This is a genomic window from Azospirillum sp. TSH100 (genome assembly GCF_004923295.1).
Classification (GTDB): Bacteria; Pseudomonadota; Alphaproteobacteria; order Azospirillales; family Azospirillaceae; genus Azospirillum.
On record NZ_CP039634.1, the window covers coordinates 539,951 to 557,237 of the forward strand.

A 17,287-nucleotide genomic window follows, 5' to 3' on the forward strand; every position below is an offset into this window, starting at 1 on the left:
CTCCGGTCAGGTTTTCCGCATGACGGAAAAGCAGCCCGAACCATCGTCGCATCCCCCCTGTACGCGCCTGCTGGTGACCCGCCCGGCGGAGGATGCCGAGCCTTTGGTCCGCCGGCTGGAGGCGCTCGGATTCGAGGCGGCGGTGGAACCGATGCTGTCGATGGTCTGGCTCGACGGGCCGGAACCCGACCTGTCGGACGTACAAGCGCTGCTGTTCACCAGCGCAAACGGCGTACGGGCCTACACCAAACGTACGAGCCGGCGCGACCGTCCGGTGCACGCCGTTGGAGACGCCACGGCGCGGGCGGCACGGGCGGCCGGCTTCGCCGACGTCGACAGCGCGTCGGGCGACGTGTACGCGCTGGCGGAGCGCGTCCGGGCCATGCGCAATCCGTCCGCCGGTACACTCCTGCATGTGGCGGGAAGCAAGGTGGCGGGCGACCTTGCCGGCCTGCTGGAGGCGGCAGGCTTCACCCTTCGGCGCAGCGTTATGTACGATGCCGTACCCGCACTAACCCTCTCGGAGGATACCGCGACATTTTTGCGTACGTCCGCACTCGACGGCGTGCTGTTTTTCTCTCCCCGTACCGCCGCATCCTTTGTTAGGCTGCTGGCCGAGTCGGAACTGGTCGACTGTTGTCGTACGGTCGATGCGTTCTGCCTCAGCCCCGCGGTCGCGGAGGCTGCCCGTGCGTACGGCGAAAAGGGAGCGATGCCGTGGCGAAGCGTACGGGTGGCGGCTCGGCCGGAGCAGGATTCCCTGCTCGATCTGTTGCCGGTCGCCGGGTAACTCCGGTGCGGTCCGGCCGTACGGCTTACGCCTCCGGTGCTTCCGGATGGGTCTGGCAGCCGTACGGGGGACGAGGGGGACCGGTCAGGGGGCTGTGACGTTACAACGAACAACAGCGAACCGAAGGTACAGCCCATGACCTCTCGTCCAGGCTCCGAACGCCCCGGCACCGACCGTGACGGCGACGGCGCCAGCACCGGCAATGCGGCGGTCGACCGCATCGTCGAACGTTTCGGCGGCATCCGCCCGATGGCCCACAAGCTGGACACTCCGGTGACGACGGTCCAGGGCTGGAAGAAGCGCGGCGCCATCCCGCTTGCCCGCCATGCCGACCTGCGCGCCGCCGCCGCCAAGCACCGCATCAAGCTGGACGACGCCGACCTGGACGCGGCCACCCCCAGCGAGGACCGTCAGACCGACGCCGCCGCCGCGGCCATCACCATCGACGCGGTTCCGGTGGTGGAACCGATCCCGGCCGCCTCCTCGGCCGACACCATCCCCGGTGCCGATACCCCGGCGCCCGGCGTGACCACCGGTGCGGTGACCGAACTGCAATCCGCCGACGCCCTGATCCCGCCGGCCACGCCGGTCGGCGCGACCGACAGCCTGACCGGCACGCCGAAGAGCGACGCGGAGAAGGCCGAAGAGGCCAAGGCTGACGAGCCGACGACCACCGGCTCGACCGCCAGCTGGGCGTCCTCCGGCACCACCGGCAGCGCGGGTTATACCCGCAGCGCCGATGCCGAGCCGGTGCGTCCGACCATCGCCCCGACTCCGTCCTACCTTGAAGAGCCCCGCTCCGGCGGCGGTTTCGCCACCGCCCTGTCGGTGGTGGCATTGCTGGTCGGCGCCGCCGCCCTGTCGGAGCCCTGGTGGGGTCCGGCCCTGCCCGGCTGGCCCGCCACCTCGGCGCCCGCCGCCTCCGGCACTGCGTCAGCCCCGGCCGATCCGGCCCTGCGCGCGCAGATCCAGCAGCTGACCGACCGCCTCGCCAAGCTGGAGCAGCGTCCGGCCGCCGGCAATGGCGGCGGCGTCGACGTCTCGGCTCTGACCCAGCGGATCGACGCGCTGGAGAAGCGCCCCGCCGCCGACACTGGCGCCGCAGATGCCCAGAAGGCGTTGGCCGACCGCCTCGCCGCGCTGGAGCAGAAGGTCACCGCCGCCTCCGGCAGCGCCCAGACGGCGCAGGAGCTGCGCGGCGAGGTCGATGCGCTGAAGCAGCAAGTCACCAGCGTCAACCAGGCCGTCAGCGAGCGGCAGGATGCCGCCACCGCCGCCCAGGCGCTGGTGCTGGCCGCCGGTCAGCTGCGCGCCGCCCTGTCCGGCGGCCAGCCGTTCCAGCAGGATCTTCAGGCGGTCCGCGCGCTCGGCATCGCCGACGCGGGCGTGACCCAGCCGCTCGATTCCGTGGCGCCCTATGCCGCCAAGGGCATTCCGACCCGCGCCCAGCTGACCGACCGCTTCCAGCCGCTGGCCGGCGAGATCGTTCGGGCCGAGGTGCGCGGCGAGGGCAACAGCTGGATCGACTCGGCGGTCGGCAAGCTGTCGACCCTGGTCACCGTACGCCGTGAGGGCGGCGGGGTGGTCGGCACCACCGCCGACGCCGTCGTCGCCCGCGCTGAGGCCGCCCTGAACGCCGGCAACCTGGCCAAGGCGGTGGAGGAGCTGTCGACCCTCCAGGGTCCGGCCGCCCAGACCGCGGCCCCGTGGCTGGCCGACGCCAAGGCGCGTCTGGCCGCCGATCAGGCCGCGCGCCAGCTGAACGACCGCGCCATCGCCCTGATGACCACCGCCGCCGGCGGGAAGGGGACGGCCCAATGATCCGCGCCCTCTGGTTCCTTCTGAAGGTCGCGGTCGTCATCGCCGCTGCGATCTGGCTCGCCGACCGTCCCGGCACCGTCAGCGTCCACTGGCTGGGCTACGCCGTCGAAGCGCCCTTCTGGGTCGCGCTGCTGGTCACGCTGGTGGCGCTGGGCATCGCGGCGCTGGGCTACCGCCTGCTCCGCGGCACGATCCGCCTGCCGCAGCGTCTGCGCCGCCACAGCCGTGCCCGCCGCCGCGAACGCGGCTACCGCGCCCTGACCCAGGGCATGGTCGCCATCGCCGCCGGCGACGCGCCGACCGCGCGCAAGATGGCGCGCAAGGCCGACGTGCTGCTGAACGAGCCGCCGCTGACCATGCTGCTGTCGGCCCAGGCCGCCCAGCTGCAGGGCGACGAGCGCGCCGCGAAGCAGTATTTCACCGCCATGCTGGAGCGGCCGGAAACCGCCTTCCTCGGCATGCGCGGTTTGCTGACCCAGGCGATCAAGTCGGGCGACCGGGTGGAGGCGCTGAACCTCGCCCGCAAGGCGCGCGGGCTCCAGCCCAACACCCCCTGGCTGCTCGGCACGCTCTATGACCTGGAGGCGCAGGCCGGTGACTGGGCTGCGGCCGAGGGCACGCTGCAACAGGCGATCCAGGCCGGGGCGATCCCGACCGAGGAAGGCCGCCGCCACCGCGCCGTCCTGCTGCTGGAGCGCAGCTTCGAGGCAGAGCGCCGCGGCCGTGCCGAGGCCGCCCTGTCGCACGCCCAGGCGGCGCACGACATCATGCCGGGCTTCGCCCCCGCCGCCGTGCGGCTGGCCCGTCTCCAGGTCGCCGCCGACCGGCTGAAGCCGGCCGCCAAGGTGGTGGAGCGGACGTGGCGCCTGTCGCCGCATCCGGAGCTGGCCGACGTCTATCGCGGCATCGTCTCCAGCTACGACGCGCTGACCCGCGTGCGTCTGTTCCAGAAGCTGGTGCGTCAGGCCCCTGATTCGGCCGAATCGCACCTCGCCGTCGCCCAGGCCGCCATCGAGGCCCAGCTGTGGGGCGAGGCGCGCCAGCACCTGAACCGCGCCATGGAGATCGGCCCGACCCGCCGCACCTACCGTCTGATGGCCGAGCTGGATCGCGGCGAGCGCCATGACGAGGCCGCGGCGAAGGACTGGCTGGCCAAGGCCGCCAACGCGCCGGAGGATCCTGTGTGGACCTGCGGCTCCTGCGGCGCGGTCAGCCACAATTGGGGCGGGCTGTGCGGCCATTGCGGCGCGTTCGACAGCCTGAACTGGAAGACCCCGACGGTCGCCGTCCCGCTGATGGAACCGACCGACATCCCCCCGGCGCTGGCCCGTCCGGCGACCGCGTAAGGGATCGTTGCAAGGTGAAAGAAGAAAGCGCCCTTCCTCAGCGGGAAGGGCGCTTTCTTCGTTTCGGGTTTTTGCCGGCTCCGACGGTCTCCCGTCCGCCGAAGCCGACGTTTCCTGTTCGGCGCCTCTACCCTACCGCATCCCCTCCGGCCCGACGCGGTCCAATGGCAGTTCCTTCATCGCCACCAAACGGTCCAGCAGACGCCCCCCGGCAGGCGGAGCGGCCGCGCTGGCGGCGCTGGCGATGCCGGCGGCCTCGGCGACGGGAGCGGCATTCTCCAATCGGGTGTTGTCGATGCGGTAGTCGCCACCCGACAAACTGTTGACCAGCTGTTCCTTCGGCGACGGGCCGGCCACCACGTTGCCGTCGGCGACGTTGCCGTGCATCCGCCCGGCCGGGCCGGCGCTGGGCACCCATTCCAGCCGCAGGAAGCGGTCCTTCCCGTCATTCATCACGGTGACGTTGTCGGCAACCCGGTTGTTGTCGCCACCATGCAGGAAGATCGCCGCCATGCCGGTGTTCTCCAGCAGATTGCCCTGCACCGTCACCCCGCTGGTCATGTCGTCCAGATAGATGCCGAAGCCCTTGTAGCGGACCAGCCAGCGCCCCTGAGCGTCGGTGGCGAGGCCGCCGGTGTCGCGGATGTCGTTGAAGCGGATGAAGCTGCGGGTGTCGTTGCCGCTGCGGCCCAGCATTTCGATGGCGCCGGCGTCGGCGGTCCGGCGCGCGGTGTCGCGGATGCGGTTGAACTCGATCGTGTTGTCGCTGTTCACCGTCTGCGGGTTCCAGTTCTTGATCGAGATGCCGTAGCGCGCCGACCGCCGGATGTCGTTGTGGGCGATCAGCGTGTTGCGGATGCCGGCCCCCATGACGCCGCCACTGAAGAAGCGCACCTCGCCGATGTCGCTGATGCGGTTGGCGAGGATGCGGTTGTCGCTGCTCCCCGGCGCCAGCACCACGCCGGAACGGCCGAGATGCTCCATCCGGTTGCCCGACACCTCGGTGCGGCTGGCGCCGTCCAGCATCACGGCGGTGCCGACCAGGGCGAAGCGGTTGCCGGCGATCCGCGCACCGCTGCCGCCCTTCACCACCACCGCGTTGCCGTCCCACGGCACATCGGTGAAGGTCAGCCCCTCCACCGACACGTTGCGGGCATTGTCCAGCCGCAGCAGCACCGGTTGCCGCGCCACCACCAGATCCGCGCCTGCGGCGTTCAGCCCGGTGGGCGGCTTGACCAGCAGACGCTTGGCCCTGGCGTCCCAGGCGAACTCGCCCGGCCGTTTCAGGAAATCGGGATGGCCGAGCAGCCGGACGGTCGAGCCGTCGCGGTACGGATACTGCCCGTCATTGTCGAAGCTCAGCAGTCCGCCGGGATCGGCCGACACCACCCCCAGCAGGTCGTCGGACAGCCGCTCGCGGTCAAGCGCCTGCGCCCGCACCCCCGGCCCGGCCCAGCCGGCCTTCAGCAGGCCGGGGGGCAGCCGCATCTGCCGCTTGCTCCCCTGGCTCTTGGCATCGGACTGCACACCATTGGCCGGGAACCAGCCGCTGCGCGGATCGCCGGGCGTGAAATCGCCACTGCGCGCCGAATCCAGGCGCAACCTTTCACCGGGGCCGCCGATCGACACGTCCAGCACCGGATCGCGCGCCAGCGGAGCCGACAGCACGCCGTTCGCCATCTGCGCGCCGCCGACCGCTTCGCCCCCCGACAGCACCGGCTGCTCGCCGTCCACCGCTGTCAGCCGCAGTCCGGGCAGCGACGCATCGACCACGAGCGGCGCCGTCAGCCGATAGGTGCCGCCATGCAGCCGTACGGTGGCCGGACCGCTTCCCTTGGCAGCGGCCAGCGCGCGGGCCGGCGTGGCGAACGGACCGTCGCGCCCGTCCGGCGACGGCAGGGACAGGCGCCCCGACCAGCGATCATTGCCGTTGGGCGAGACGTAGAAGGTCGTTTCGGCAGAAGCGGCCTGCGCCGCCACCACCGGCCCCCATCCGGCGGCGGCGAACAGAAACGCGGACGTCAACAGAACCCGAGGCAGGATTTGGGCCGCTCCACTCTGAAGGCGAGGTTGGGAACGGAACATGGGAGAACCTCCTCCAAAACAGCGGCAGAGGCCGCCGAAGGGGGGAGACTGACCCAGACCCGCCGGCCCGGCAAAAGCGCGAAGGAGGTGTGCGGGTGCGAAGGGGCCACGCCCTCTGCACCCCTGCCGGTCCGGGACGGGACGTATAGGCTGGCTTTTCATCCTGGCCTGACCGGCCGGTCGTACCCGCTTGACCGCGGAGCGCCCGTTGGTTCAGGCGGAGCCTACAACCGGGGACGGTTTGCCGATGATCGAAATGGCGCTGATCGCGCAGGTCCTGGTGCTGGTGCTGGTGACCGTGGTGTATCTCAGCTCCGGCAGCGCATCGATGTTCCATCCGATGACGCTGTACCTGATCTTCCACACCCTGGTCTTCGTCATGCGGCCGATCCTGGTCCACACCCAGCATTTCGACGATGTCTGGCTGTTCATGGGCTTCTGGCCGGACGAGAAGCAGTTCGTCATGACGCTGGTCGTCAGTTCGGTGGGGCTGATCGCCTTCGCCGCCGCCTGCATCTGGGCCGGGCTGGTCCGCCCCGACTGGAGCCCGAACGGCGAGCCGGCGCCGACCTTCACCTTCGACCGCGTCGACATCGTCGCCTTCCTGACCACCGCCGCGCTGCTGGCCCCGCTCGCCATCTATTCGGCGGTCCAGCGCCAGGCCGGCGCCAGCTTCGACGGCACCGGCGACGTGCAGATGGAGCGCGACCCGCTGACCGGCCAGCCGATCTACACCAACACCACCGGCTACATCGCGGAGGCCCATTCGATGGGCCTGCCGCTGACGCTGGGGCTGATCTGGGTCTGCCGCTTCCACCCGCTGTCCTTCATCCCCTTCGCCGGCTTCGTCGCCTACCGCGCCTATCTCGGCTGGGGCCGCTGGGCGATCATCATGGGCATCCTCGGGCTGGTGCTGCTGATGCTGTACCGCAGCCGCACCAGATGGTTCCGGCTGTGGCATGTGCTGGCCGCCATCCCGGTGATGGGGCTGTTCACCGTGCTGGGCAACAACCGCGACGCCTTCCGCGATGTGCTGGCCGGCGACGCCCCGGTCTCGGTCCTGCTGAAGTTCAACGGCGGCAGCGGCAGCGGCCGGGCGCTCGACGCGCTGGCCGGCCAGGATCTCGCCAACTTCGACTTCCTCGCCTACATCCTGTGGGTGGTGCCGAAACAGTCGGCGACCTACACGTGGTTCACCCAGTATCTGCAGCTCTTCACCGAACCAATCCCGCGCCTGTTGTGGCCGGGCAAGCCGGTGGGCGCGCCGGTGAAATGGGTGGACCTGAACGATTACGGCGTCTTCTACAACCTGACCACCTCGCTGCCCGGCGACGGCTGGATGAGCGCCGGCTGGATCGGCATGGTCGTCACGATGGTGGTGGTCGGCCTGATCCTGGGCCGGATGCACCGCTGGTTCTGGACCAGCGGATTCCGCAACCGCTACGCCGTGCTGTTCTATTGCGCCTTCCTGCCGCTGTGCCTGCAATGGTTCCGCGACGGCAACATCACCATCGTGAAGTTCGGCTTCTTCTCGCTGCTGCCGATCCTGCTGTGGATCGCGCTGACCCGCGCGCTGCGCGCCTGGGGCATCCTCGACGACGACCCGCTGGGTCCGGTGGTGGCACCCCCCCATCTCGCCCGAAGGGAGCCGTCATGACGCTGACCGTCAGCGCCGTCATCGCCACCTACAACCGCGGGCCGGAGCTGCGCATCGCGCTGACCCGGCTGATGGGCCAGACCACCCCGCCGATGGAGATCATCGTCATCGACGACGGTTCCAGCGACGGCACTGGCGCCATGATGCGGGCGGAGTTTCCCACCGTCCGCTACGTCCGCCAGCCGCACAATGGCGGGCTGATCCTGGCCCGCAACTTCGGCTTCGTGAACACCACCGGCGACTGCATCCTGTCGGTCGACGACGACAGCTGGTTCGAGGATCCGGACGGTCTCGCCCGCTGCGTCGCCTATCTGGACCGGAATCCGGAGGTCGCCGCCGTCGCCTGCAACATCGAGACGCGCGACGGGCTGGTCTATTTCCCCAAGGGCGCCGCCCCCTTCGATGTGCCCTGGTATGTCGGCTGCGGCCACCTGCTGCGCCGGAGCGCGGTGGAGCAGGTCGGCCTCTACATGCCCGAACTCTACCGCCAGGGGGAGGAGAAGGACCGCTGCCTGCGGCTGGTCGGCGCCGGCTACCGCGTGGTGGCCCTGCCCGACGTCATGGTCTACCACGACAAGAGCGAGAAGGGGCGCAAGCCGGGGATGGAGCGTTTCTACAACCACCGCAACGACCTGATCCGCGAGGTGGCGCGCTGCCCGTCCCCGCTGATGGCGTGGCGGCTGGCGCGCAGTTGGGCCGGCAACAGCTGGAAGAACCTGCGCCACGGCCCACGCCTGACCGACCTGAAGGTGCTGCTGGCCCTGCCGCAGATCCTCCGCATCGGTCTGAAGCACCGGGCGCCGGTCAGCGTGGAGGCCTATCAGCGCTGGCTGCATCTGGCGAAGACGGCGGCCCCGTCCAGCGCTCCGCCTGCCGAAAAGCCTGTCAGCCGGGCTGCATCCCGCCCAGTTGCAGCAGAACGGCCCAGCCCAGCACGATCAGATTGACGGTCAGCGTCATCGCCATGCCCGGTGCCCGCGCGAAGGGATGCACAAGATACCCGGCCCAGAACAGCAGCCGTCCAAGCACGAACAACCCGGTCGCCACCATCGCCGCCGCCAGCGATGGCTGCGGCAGGGTGGCGATCAGGGCCGCGAGTGCCGGTATGAAGACGGCGGACTGCTCCACACTGTTGGCCAGCACCCGCTGGCAGACGCGCTGGCAGCGCGATTCGGGGTCCTCGATCGGGTTGAAGGCCTGGGTTCGGCCCCGCATCGCCATGACACCAAGGACCATGCCGAACAGCACCAGCGCCGGCCACAGCGCCAGCCGCGCCCAGTACGCCATCCGCGCGCCGGGCGCGTTCAGCCCCATCGGCGGCGCCACCAGCGACAGCAGCAGGATGAACAGCAGCACCGTCACCACCGCCGACGCCCCATTCAGCATCAGGGCACCACGGATCAGGGATTTGCGCCGGCGGGAGGCACGGGGCTGAAGGCTGCTCTCGGACATCGGGGCGGGGCTCCGTCAAAGGCCTGGGCAAAGGTCGGGGCAAAGGTCGGGGATTCGACAAAGGCGCGCGCGCTTCCCATCTGGAAAAGACCGCACCCTGTCCTTTCGTCCAATAACGGCCCAGCCCGTGATTTGGATCAAGGCCCGGACAGGGCTGCGGGTGTCCCATAGCGGTGTGACTTAGGGAAGACCGCAGTGGCGGAGATGTTGTCAGCCTCTCTTTTCGCTACCATGTTGTAACCATCTGCTTCACCATGTGGGTGAAGGCAGGTATCTCGATGGTGGAGGGCCTATGATGGATCTCGTTCTGCTCGGTGGTGCGGTGGCGACGGCTGCGGCGTTGGCCGGTCTGATCGCCACGATGCCCACGCCGAAACCGATTCCGATCCGCATCCGCGACCGGCGGCGCCAGCGGCGCTGATCCGCTTTCCGATCGTCAGGGAGCGATGACGGCGGTCGCCGCCTTACTGCGGCGGCAATGCCGACCGCAGGAAGCCGACGATCAGGTCCGAGACCTGATGGTGGATGGCTTCCCGGTTCCGACCGTCACGATCACGGCAGATCATCCCGTCCCCGGGCGTTGCCGCCTCCAGCAGCGGAACGGCTTCGGTCTTGCAAATGTTCAGAAAGCTGAAATGGCTGGCATCGCGGATTTCCACATAGCGCGTCCGGCCGGCCGGCAGCAAATCCGCCAAGTGGCGTGATTCCAGTTCGACCGGCATTTTCCGATCGCCCGGACCGGCGCCGATGACCAGGAACGGCTTGTCGATCCCGCCGAGACTGGCCGGATCGAATCCCTGCGCCAAACCCAGATCCAACGTTACGAACGCCTCGATCCGCTCGTCGGCCATCGGCGTCGCAACCCAGGGGCGCCGCGCCGTTCCCTCCTCATCCAATCCACCGATCTCCGGCCCGCAGGCCGCCATCAGCGGATGGGCGGCGCAGGCGGCCTCGTGTCGCGATGGATCGAACCGAGCGCCGGCCAGGGCGACAGCGGTCCACCCGCCAAGCGAATGGCCGATCACCGCGGCGTGTCCGGAAACGACCAGCGCGGACCAGAGGGGGCTCCCGTTCAGCCAGTCGATGACCCGGGAGACATCCCCGGGGCGTTTCCACAGCATGGTCGCGCCCGGCGGAGCCATGTCGCGGCTGGTCGATCCGGGATGGTTGGGCGCCGCGACGAGATAGCCCTGCGCCACCAGATCGGCGGCCAGCCATTGCTGGTTGGTCCAGTTTCCGCCATAGCCGTGCGAGAGGACCACCAGCCGATGCCGGCCCGCCTGCGGCGGAGCGTCGACCCGGGCAGCCACACCGGCAAAGACTCGGTTGTCGCCGACCAGGGTGGGCTCCCCCACCGCCTCCGCCGGATACCAGACCGCAACCTCCAGCGCGCGATACCGGTCCGTCGCCGGCAGGGCCAGTCTTTGAAAGCCGACGGACGGCTGCTCGGCCCGGGCGGGCACTGCAAACCCGGCTGCCATGGTCAGCGCCAGGAGCACGGGAAGGACGCAAGGCTTCATGTCGGTGCTCCGCCTGCCTGCGGCGATCCTGCCGCGATCAGCGGTCCAGATCGCGGATCGCGCGGTTCAGTTCAAACTCCTTCGAGGCGACATAGGCCTCCATCCCGACGATCCGCTTCTCCATGTCGCGGAAGCGCTGGGTCAGGCCGGCGAGCGTACGATCCGGCTTGGTCGACACCGTGCGCCAGAACGCCTCCTCCTCGGCATCGCGATACAGCTGCGGCGGACGCACCGGCAGCACCAGCAGCGCGATGACATAGGCGATCACCAGCGGCACCGAAAAGAAGAACAGGGCGAACAGCATCGCCAGCCGGACGACGGCCGGCTGCACGCCGAAGTAATCGGCGATGCCCGTGCACACCCCGCCCAGCAAGCCGCGCTGCGGATCGCGGTAGAGCCGGTGCGGATTCGGCGAGTCGTAAGGGGACGCGCGGTCCATGACTCCTCCCAGGAATTTCCCAATCATTGAGTGGCTTGCGTCATCCCCATGAAGGCGGGGATGAAATCGGCTTGGAAGGACAATCGCCCCTCAAGCCACCGTCACAGCTTGTTGCGCCAGTTCGGCGCCTCGGCGTCCAGCACGCGTTCCAGCGCATGGACGCGGGTCTCCAGCCGGTTGGAGATCTCCCACAATTCGGCCAACAGCCGTTCGTCCTGGGCGGACAGCCCGCGCTGCGAGCGCCATTTGGTGATGTAGTGGAAGACGATCCAGACCGGCGCCACCACCACCATGAACAGCACCGCGAGGACGAAACCCATGAACCCCATGGTCGTCGGACCTTCTTATTGTCGTGAGGGGAACGGGCGGGGCGTCACCGCCCCACCCTGGCAGCCACATCCAGCCGGTTGCCGGCCGGCCGCCGCTCAACCGTTGCGGCGGGAGGCGATGCGGGCCTTCAGCGCAGCCAGATCCTCCTCGACCTTCTGGCTCGCCTCGAGCTCGGCGATCTCCTCGGTCAGGCTCTTGGTGCGGCCGATGTCGTAGGACTCGACGCGGCCTTCCATCTCGTCGAGGTTGCGCTCGACCTGCTCGAAGCGCGACAGGGCGTCGTTGATGCGCTCGTCATGCAGCGCGGTGCGCAGCTTGACCCGGTTGGTTGCCGTCTGGGTGCGGGCGACCAGCGCCTTCTCGCGGGTCTTGGCGTCGGTCAGCTTGGCCTGGAGGCGGGCGATGTCCTCGTTCGCCTTGGACAGAGCGGCCTCGACCTGAACCAGCTGCGCGGTCAGCGCGTCGGCCTGCTCGACCAGCTTGGCCTTGGCCATCAGGGCGCCCTTGGCCAGATCCTCGCGGCCGGCGGTCAGCGCCACCTCGGCCTTGCGGTCCCATTCGTCGCGCTCGCGATGGAGGTCGACGACGCGGCGCTCGATCTCCTTCTTCTCCGCGATGATCTTGACGGTGGAGGAGCGCACCTCGACCAGCGTGTCCTCCATCTCCTGAACGATCAGGCGGATCAGCTTCTCCGGCTCCTCGGCGCGGTCGAGCAGGGAATTCAGGTTCGACTGCACGATGTCGGTCAGGCGCGAAAAGATGCTCATGATGGATGTCCCGTCAATCAGCCGAGGATGGCGCCGGCGATGATGCCGGCGAAGAAGAACAGCCAGCTTTCCGCCGGCCGGGTCGCGAGATAGCTGCGCACGCGGCGGGCCAGCGGACGGGCCTGCGCGGTGTTGAAGCGGTCACCGCCATAGCGGCGGCGGAAATCGCTGAAGTCGCTCATGGATGACCTCCTTGCCATGCCACAGCTATCGCAACCGCCGTGCCAGACGGACAAAATGGGCTCCAACCCATTGAAGGGACTGGATATCAGGCGGTTTGACCGAATGGACGCCTCGGATTGCCACATCGCCATATAGGCGATACCATCGCCATATAGGCGAACTCCTGGTGAAATACGCGATGGTGGCCACTCCCCCCTCCCTCCTTGGCGAATCGCCGGCCTTCCTGGCGGCGCTGGCGCATGTGTCGCGGGTGGCGCCGCTGGAGCGCCCGGTGCTGGTGATCGGCGAACGCGGCACCGGCAAGGAGCTGATCGCCGCCCGCCTGCATTACCTGTCGCAGCGGTGGGACCGCCCCTTCGTCAAGGTGAACTGCGCCGCCCTCCCTGAGTCGCTGCTGGATTCGGAGCTGTTCGGCCATGAAGCCGGCGCCTTCACCGGCGCCACCCGCCGGCAGATCGGCCGGATCGAGCAGGCCGACGGCGGCACCCTGTTCCTCGACGAGATCGCCACCGCCTCCCCCGCCGTTCAGGAGAAACTGCTGCGCGCCGTCGAGTATGGCGAGATCGAGCGGGTCGGCGGCCGCACCGCCACCGTCGATGTCCGGGTGGTCGGCGCCACCAACGCCGACCTGCCGGCCCTGGCCGCCGCCGGGCGGTTCCGCGCCGACCTGCTGGACCGTCTGGCCTTCGATGTGGTGACCCTGCCGCCGCTGCGCGCCCGGCCCGACGACATCCCGCCACTGGCCGAGCATTTCGCCCTGGGCATGGTGCGCGAGTTGCGGCGCCCGCTGTTCCCCGGCTTCACCGAAGACGCCCTCGACCGGCTGTGCGGGCATGACTGGCCCGGCAACGTGCGAGAGTTGCGCAACGCGGTGGAGCGCTCCGTCGCCGCCGCCGACCCGGACGAGCCGCTCGACCACATCGTCCTCGACCCTTTCGAGTCGCCCTGGCGCCCGGCCACCTCCCCGATCGCGCGTCCGGAGCCGGCCCGTCAGGAAGCGCCCGGTCTCCCGGCAGCGCCACCTGCTCCGCCCCCCGCCCTGCCCCCCGCCCCCGTCCCCACCCTCGACGGCGGCATCCTCGATCAGGTCCGCGCCTTCGAGGCGTCGATCCTGCGCGACTCGCTGGAGCGTCACCGCTTCAACCAGCGCCAGACCGCCGAGGCTCTGGGGCTCGGCTATCACCAGCTGCGCGGCATGCTGAAGAAGCACGGGCTGATCCCACCCGCCCATCTGCGACCTTAGGCCGTCCCCGGACCCCATGGTTCCCGTGTTATACCAGTTGCCCAACCGCCGAGAGAGCGGTTCGCCATGATACGGGATGGGGAGCAGCACGATGGCCACCAGCATGTCCGGCCCAGTCATTTCAGGCCTTGAAGTCCGTGCTCCGATCAAGCCGGGTTTCGAGGAGATCCTGACGCCGGAGGCGATGGCCTTCCTGGCGGAGCTGGAGGGGCGCTTCGGCGGCGAACGGCTGCGGCTGCTCGATGTGCGGACCAAGCGGCAGGCGCTGCTCGACCAGGGCCACAAGCCCGACTTCCTGCCGGAAACCCGCGCGATCCGCGAGGCCGACTGGACCATCGCCCCGCTGCCCGTCGAACTGCTCGACCGCCGGGTGGAGATCACCGGACCGGTCGATCGCAAGATGGTCATCAACGCGCTGAACAGCGGCGCCAAGGTCTTCATGGCCGATTACGAGGATGCGACCTGCCCGACCTGGACCAATCTGGTCGAGGGGCAGATCAACATCCGCGACGCCGTGCGCCGGACCATCAGCCACGAGGATCCCGCCAGCGGGAGGAAATACCGCCTCAGCGACCAGACCGCGGTGCTGAAGGTCCGGCCGCGCGGCTGGCATCTGGAGGAGCGCCATGTGCTGATGGACGGCGAGCCGATCTCCGGTGCGCTGTTCGACTTCGGCCTGCATGTCTTCCACAATGCCAAGGAACTGCTGGCACGCGGCAGCGGCCCCTACTTCTACCTGCCCAAGCTGGAAAGCCATTTCGAGGCGCGGCTGTGGCGCGAGGTCTTCCTGGTGGCGGAGGAGTATCTCCACCTGCCGCACGGATCGATCAAGGCGACGGTGCTGATCGAGACCATCCTCGCCGCCTTCGAGATGGACGAGATCCTCTATGAGCTGCGCGAGCATTCCGCCGGCCTGAACTGCGGCCGTTGGGACTATATCTTCAGCTTCATCAAGAAGTTCCGCAAGGACCCCTCCGCCGTCATGCCCGACCGGGCGGAGGTGACGATGGCCACGCCCTTCCTGTCGGCCTACAGCCAGCTGGCGATCCGGACCTGCCACCGCCGCGGCGCCCCGGCCATCGGCGGCATGGCCGCCTTCATCCCGGTCAAAGACAATCCGGAAGCCAACGAGATCGCCTTCTCCCGCGTCCGTGCCGACAAGGAGCGCGAGGCGTCGAATGGCCATGACGGCACCTGGGTCGCCCATCCCGGGCTGGTCCCGGTGGCGCGCGAGGTGTTCGACACCTACATGCCGACGCCAAACCAGATCGGCCGCAAGCGCACCGACGTGACCGTCACCGCCGCCGACCTGCTGGCGGTGCCCGCCGGACCGAAGACGGAGGCCGGTCTGCGCAACAATGTGGCGGTCGGCATCGGCTATATCGAGGCGTGGCTGCGCGGCCAGGGCTGTGTCCCGCTGTTCAACCTGATGGAGGATGCCGCCACGGCGGAGATCAGCCGCACCCAGGTCTGGCAGTGGGTCCACACTGGCACTGCGCTGGACGACGCGCGTGTCGTGACGCTGGACCTCGTCGACCGCATCATCGCCGAGGAGCTGTCGGCCTGGAAGACCCGCGTCGGCGCCGATGCCTACGCCAAGGGCCGTTACGCCCACGCCGCGGCCCTGTTCCGCGATCTGGTCGCCCGCGACGACTTCACCGACTTCCTGACCCTGCCGGCCTACGAGCGCGTGGTGGCGGAGGGAGCGTAAAGGAGGGGGCGCAACGCCCCCTACCCCACCCGCCCCAGCCGGACCGTCAGCGGCCAGCGGATCCGCCGCTCCGTCTCCGCATCGCCCCACAGCGGCGCGATCTCCGCCGCGAAGTCTTCCAGCGGGTTGCGCCCCAGCAGCTTGGTCGCCGCCTTCACGCCCGACCAGGTGTTCATGTAGCCGAGCAGCCGCGGCAACGACCACACCGCCTCCATCGCCAGCGACGGGGCGGGCTGCTCCGGGAACGGAAACTCCAGGTCGCGGTAGCCGTTCACCACCTTCCAGCGGTCGGCCGGCCAGTAGGGAGCGAGCGTGCCGTTGTGGAACCGCTCCACCACCGCATCGAGCACCGGGTCCTCCAGCTGCTGCAAGGCGTAGCAGACCAGCGCCACCGCCGCGCCCGGCTTCGCCACCCGCCGCGCCTCGGCATAGAAGCGCCCCAGGTCGAACCAGTGCGCCGCCTGCGCCGCAACGATCAGGTCGCAGCAGGCATCCGGCAGCCCGCCGTCCTCCGCCGGAGCGACGGCATAGCGGACCCGTGGATGCGCATCCGCCTGGGCGACCTGCTCGGCGCTGGCGTCGGTGGCGTGGACCGCCACGAAGTGATCGGCCAGCGCCACGGAGAACTGCCCGTTGCCGCAGCCGACGTCCCAGGCGAGACCCCGCGACGGTGCCGCATCGGCCAGGGCGGCGGCCAGACCGGGCGGATAAGTGGGGCGGAAGGCACGGTAGTCGCCGGCATGGCCGGAAAAATGGTCCTGGAAGGATGGGGGGAAGAGCGACATGCAGCGATCCGCCTCGCACGGTCCGGACAACGATTAGGCTTGGAATTTCCCGGCGGATGAGGATAAACCCTGTGGGTTCGTCGCGGAACCCTTCCCAGGCCGTCCCGCATCTTTCCGCTGTGGCGCAGGCGCGCCGGGCGTGCTACCAAGCGCGCGTTTTTTCGTGCGCCTCGCCAACCACCCGTGTCCGGCATGCAGACCTTCCTGGAATTCGAAAAGCCGATCGCCGAGCTTGAAGGCAAGATCGAGGAGTTGCGGCATCTGACCAACGCCGGCGACATCAACATCGCCGACGAGGTCGCCAAGCTGCAGGCCAAGGTCGACAAGCTCCTGCGACAGACCTACGCCAAGCTCACGCCCGCGCAGAAGGTTCAGGTGGCCCGCCACCCCAATCGGCCGCACTGCCTGGACTATGTGCATGGCCTGATCGAGGACTTCACGCCGCTGGCCGGCGACCGCCATTTCGCCGAGGACCGTGCGGTCATCGGCGGTCTCGGCCGCTTCCGTGGCCGCTCCGTGGTGGTGATCGGCCAGGAGAAGGGCAACGACACCGAAACGCGCGTCCGCCACAATTTCGGCATGGCGAAGCCGGAAGGCTATCGCAAGGCCCAGCGCCTGATGGATCTGGCCGACCGCTTCAAGCTGCCGGTCGTCTCGCTGGTGGATACCGCCGGCGCATTCCCCGGCGTCCAGGCGGAGGAGCGCGGCCAGGCCGAGGCCATCGCCAAGAGCATCGAGCGCTGCCTGCGGCTGAACGTGCCGATGGTCGCCTCGGTGATCGGCGAGGGCGGCTCGGGCGGCGCCATCGCCATCGCCACCGCCGACCGCGTGCTGATGCTCGAACACGCCATCTATTCGGTGATCTCGCCGGAAGGCTGCGCGTCGATCCTGTGGCGCAGCTCCGACATGGCGGGCGAGGCGGCCATCGCGCTGCGCCTGATCAGCCAGGATCTGAAGGAACTGGGCGTCATCGACCAGGTCGTGAGCGAGCCGATCGGCGGCGCCCACCGCGACCCGGCCGAGACGATCAGGAAGCTGGGCGACTGTATCGAGGAGTCGCTGGGCGAACTGGACGGCCTGGACGGCGCCACACTGCGCGCCAAGCGCCGCGAGAAGTTCCTGGAGATGGGTCAGAAGGGTCTGGGCTGAGGCCCTGGC

At 69.2% G+C, this 17,287-nt stretch carries 17 protein-coding genes; 9 read left to right on the plus strand and 8 right to left on the minus strand.

All coding sequences use genetic code 11. The annotated features are described in order from the left end of the window. Nucleotides 1-19 precede the first annotated feature (19 nt). The 3 genes from E6C72_RS02610 (at nt 20) to E6C72_RS02620 (ending at nt 3,957) form a co-directional block, all read left to right on the plus strand. The gene (locus E6C72_RS02610; RefSeq protein WP_109443257.1) at nt 20-790 is read left to right on the plus strand and encodes a uroporphyrinogen-III synthase; all 771 of its coding nucleotides are present in this window, start codon (nt 20-22) and stop codon (nt 788-790) included. A gap of 135 nt (nt 791-925) precedes the next feature. Beyond that, nucleotides 926-2,611, plus strand: coding sequence for a mitofilin family membrane protein (locus E6C72_RS32520; protein ID WP_109443258.1), 1,686 nt, complete (start codon nt 926-928; stop codon nt 2,609-2,611). After that, a complete protein-coding gene (locus tag E6C72_RS02620) occupies nt 2,608-3,957 on the plus strand; it encodes a heme biosynthesis protein HemY (protein WP_109443259.1) in 1,350 nt (449 codons plus the stop codon). Before E6C72_RS32520 ends, E6C72_RS02620 begins: the two co-directional genes overlap by 4 nt. 132 nt (nt 3,958-4,089) lie before the next feature. Here the strand turns inward: E6C72_RS02620 and E6C72_RS02625 are convergent, their stop codons facing one another. Beyond that, nucleotides 4,090-5,982 (minus strand): right-handed parallel beta-helix repeat-containing protein, encoded by a 1,893-nt coding sequence (locus tag E6C72_RS02625; protein WP_247875970.1) that lies wholly within the window; start codon nt 5,980-5,982, stop codon nt 4,090-4,092. A 307-nt stretch (nt 5,983-6,289) separates the two neighbouring features. On the opposite strand from E6C72_RS02625, the gene E6C72_RS02630 reads away from it, so the two are divergent. Next, nucleotides 6,290-7,699 carry a hypothetical protein gene (locus tag E6C72_RS02630; RefSeq protein ID WP_109443261.1) on the plus strand — a complete coding sequence of 470 codons (1,410 nt, stop codon included), beginning with the start codon at nt 6,290-6,292 and terminating at the stop codon, nt 7,697-7,699. Further along, the gene (locus tag E6C72_RS02635) at nt 7,696-8,646 is read left to right on the plus strand and encodes a glycosyltransferase family 2 protein (protein WP_109443262.1); all 951 of its coding nucleotides are present in this window, start codon (nt 7,696-7,698) and stop codon (nt 8,644-8,646) included. Before E6C72_RS02630 ends, E6C72_RS02635 begins: the two co-directional genes overlap by 4 nt. On the opposite strand, the gene E6C72_RS02640 is transcribed toward E6C72_RS02635, so the two are convergent. Beyond that, nucleotides 8,585-9,151, minus strand: a complete 567-nt coding sequence (locus E6C72_RS02640; RefSeq protein ID WP_109443263.1) for an MAPEG family protein — start codon at nt 9,149-9,151, stop codon at nt 8,585-8,587. The genes E6C72_RS02635 and E6C72_RS02640 overlap by 62 nt on opposite strands. A gap of 292 nt (nt 9,152-9,443) precedes the next feature. Here E6C72_RS02640 and E6C72_RS32525 point away from each other — a divergent pair, with 292 nt between their 5' ends. Then, a complete protein-coding gene (locus tag E6C72_RS32525) occupies nt 9,444-9,572 on the plus strand; it encodes a hypothetical protein (RefSeq protein WP_014246717.1) in 129 nt (42 codons plus the stop codon). Nucleotides 9,573-9,615: 43 nt separating this feature from the next. Here E6C72_RS32525 and E6C72_RS02645 read toward each other — a convergent pair whose 3' ends face one another. The 5 genes from E6C72_RS02645 to E6C72_RS31665 all read right to left on the minus strand — a co-directional run bounded on the left by E6C72_RS02645 (nt 9,616) and on the right by E6C72_RS31665 (nt 12,389). Next, complete coding sequence (locus E6C72_RS02645; RefSeq protein WP_247875971.1) at nt 9,616-10,650, minus strand: CocE/NonD family hydrolase; 1,035 nt, start codon at nt 10,648-10,650, stop codon at nt 9,616-9,618. A 58-nt stretch (nt 10,651-10,708) separates the two neighbouring features. Beyond that, a complete protein-coding gene (pspC, locus tag E6C72_RS02650) occupies nt 10,709-11,110 on the minus strand; it encodes an envelope stress response membrane protein PspC (RefSeq protein ID WP_109443265.1) in 402 nt (133 codons plus the stop codon). 101 nt (nt 11,111-11,211) lie between these two features. Beyond that, complete coding sequence (gene pspB / locus E6C72_RS02655) at nt 11,212-11,430, minus strand: envelope stress response membrane protein PspB (RefSeq protein WP_247875972.1); 219 nt, start codon at nt 11,428-11,430, stop codon at nt 11,212-11,214. Nucleotides 11,431-11,535: 105 nt separating this feature from the next. After that, entirely contained in the window at nt 11,536-12,207 is a 672-nt protein-coding gene (pspA, locus tag E6C72_RS02660) for a phage shock protein PspA (RefSeq protein ID WP_109443267.1), read from the minus strand. 17 nt (nt 12,208-12,224) lie between these two features. Continuing rightward, the gene (locus E6C72_RS31665; RefSeq protein ID WP_169055121.1) at nt 12,225-12,389 is read right to left on the minus strand and encodes a hypothetical protein; all 165 of its coding nucleotides are present in this window, start codon (nt 12,387-12,389) and stop codon (nt 12,225-12,227) included. A gap of 179 nt (nt 12,390-12,568) precedes the next feature. Here E6C72_RS31665 and pspF point away from each other — a divergent pair, with 179 nt between their 5' ends. Together pspF and aceB are read left to right on the plus strand one after the other, a co-directional pair. Then, nucleotides 12,569-13,633 carry a phage shock protein operon transcriptional activator gene (gene pspF / locus E6C72_RS02665; protein ID WP_136700633.1) on the plus strand — a complete coding sequence of 355 codons (1,065 nt, stop codon included), beginning with the start codon at nt 12,569-12,571 and terminating at the stop codon, nt 13,631-13,633. 91 nt (nt 13,634-13,724) lie between these two features. Continuing rightward, the gene (gene aceB / locus E6C72_RS02670; protein WP_109084945.1) at nt 13,725-15,344 is read left to right on the plus strand and encodes a malate synthase A; all 1,620 of its coding nucleotides are present in this window, start codon (nt 13,725-13,727) and stop codon (nt 15,342-15,344) included. Between the two features lie 20 nt (nt 15,345-15,364). Here aceB and E6C72_RS02675 read toward each other — a convergent pair whose 3' ends face one another. After that, a complete protein-coding gene (locus E6C72_RS02675; RefSeq protein WP_109084946.1) occupies nt 15,365-16,129 on the minus strand; it encodes a class I SAM-dependent methyltransferase in 765 nt (254 codons plus the stop codon). 192 nt (nt 16,130-16,321) lie between these two features. Here E6C72_RS02675 and E6C72_RS02680 point away from each other — a divergent pair, with 192 nt between their 5' ends. Beyond that, nucleotides 16,322-17,278, plus strand: coding sequence for an acetyl-CoA carboxylase carboxyltransferase subunit alpha (locus tag E6C72_RS02680; protein WP_109084947.1), 957 nt, complete (start codon nt 16,322-16,324; stop codon nt 17,276-17,278). Nucleotides 17,279-17,287 lie beyond the last annotated feature (9 nt).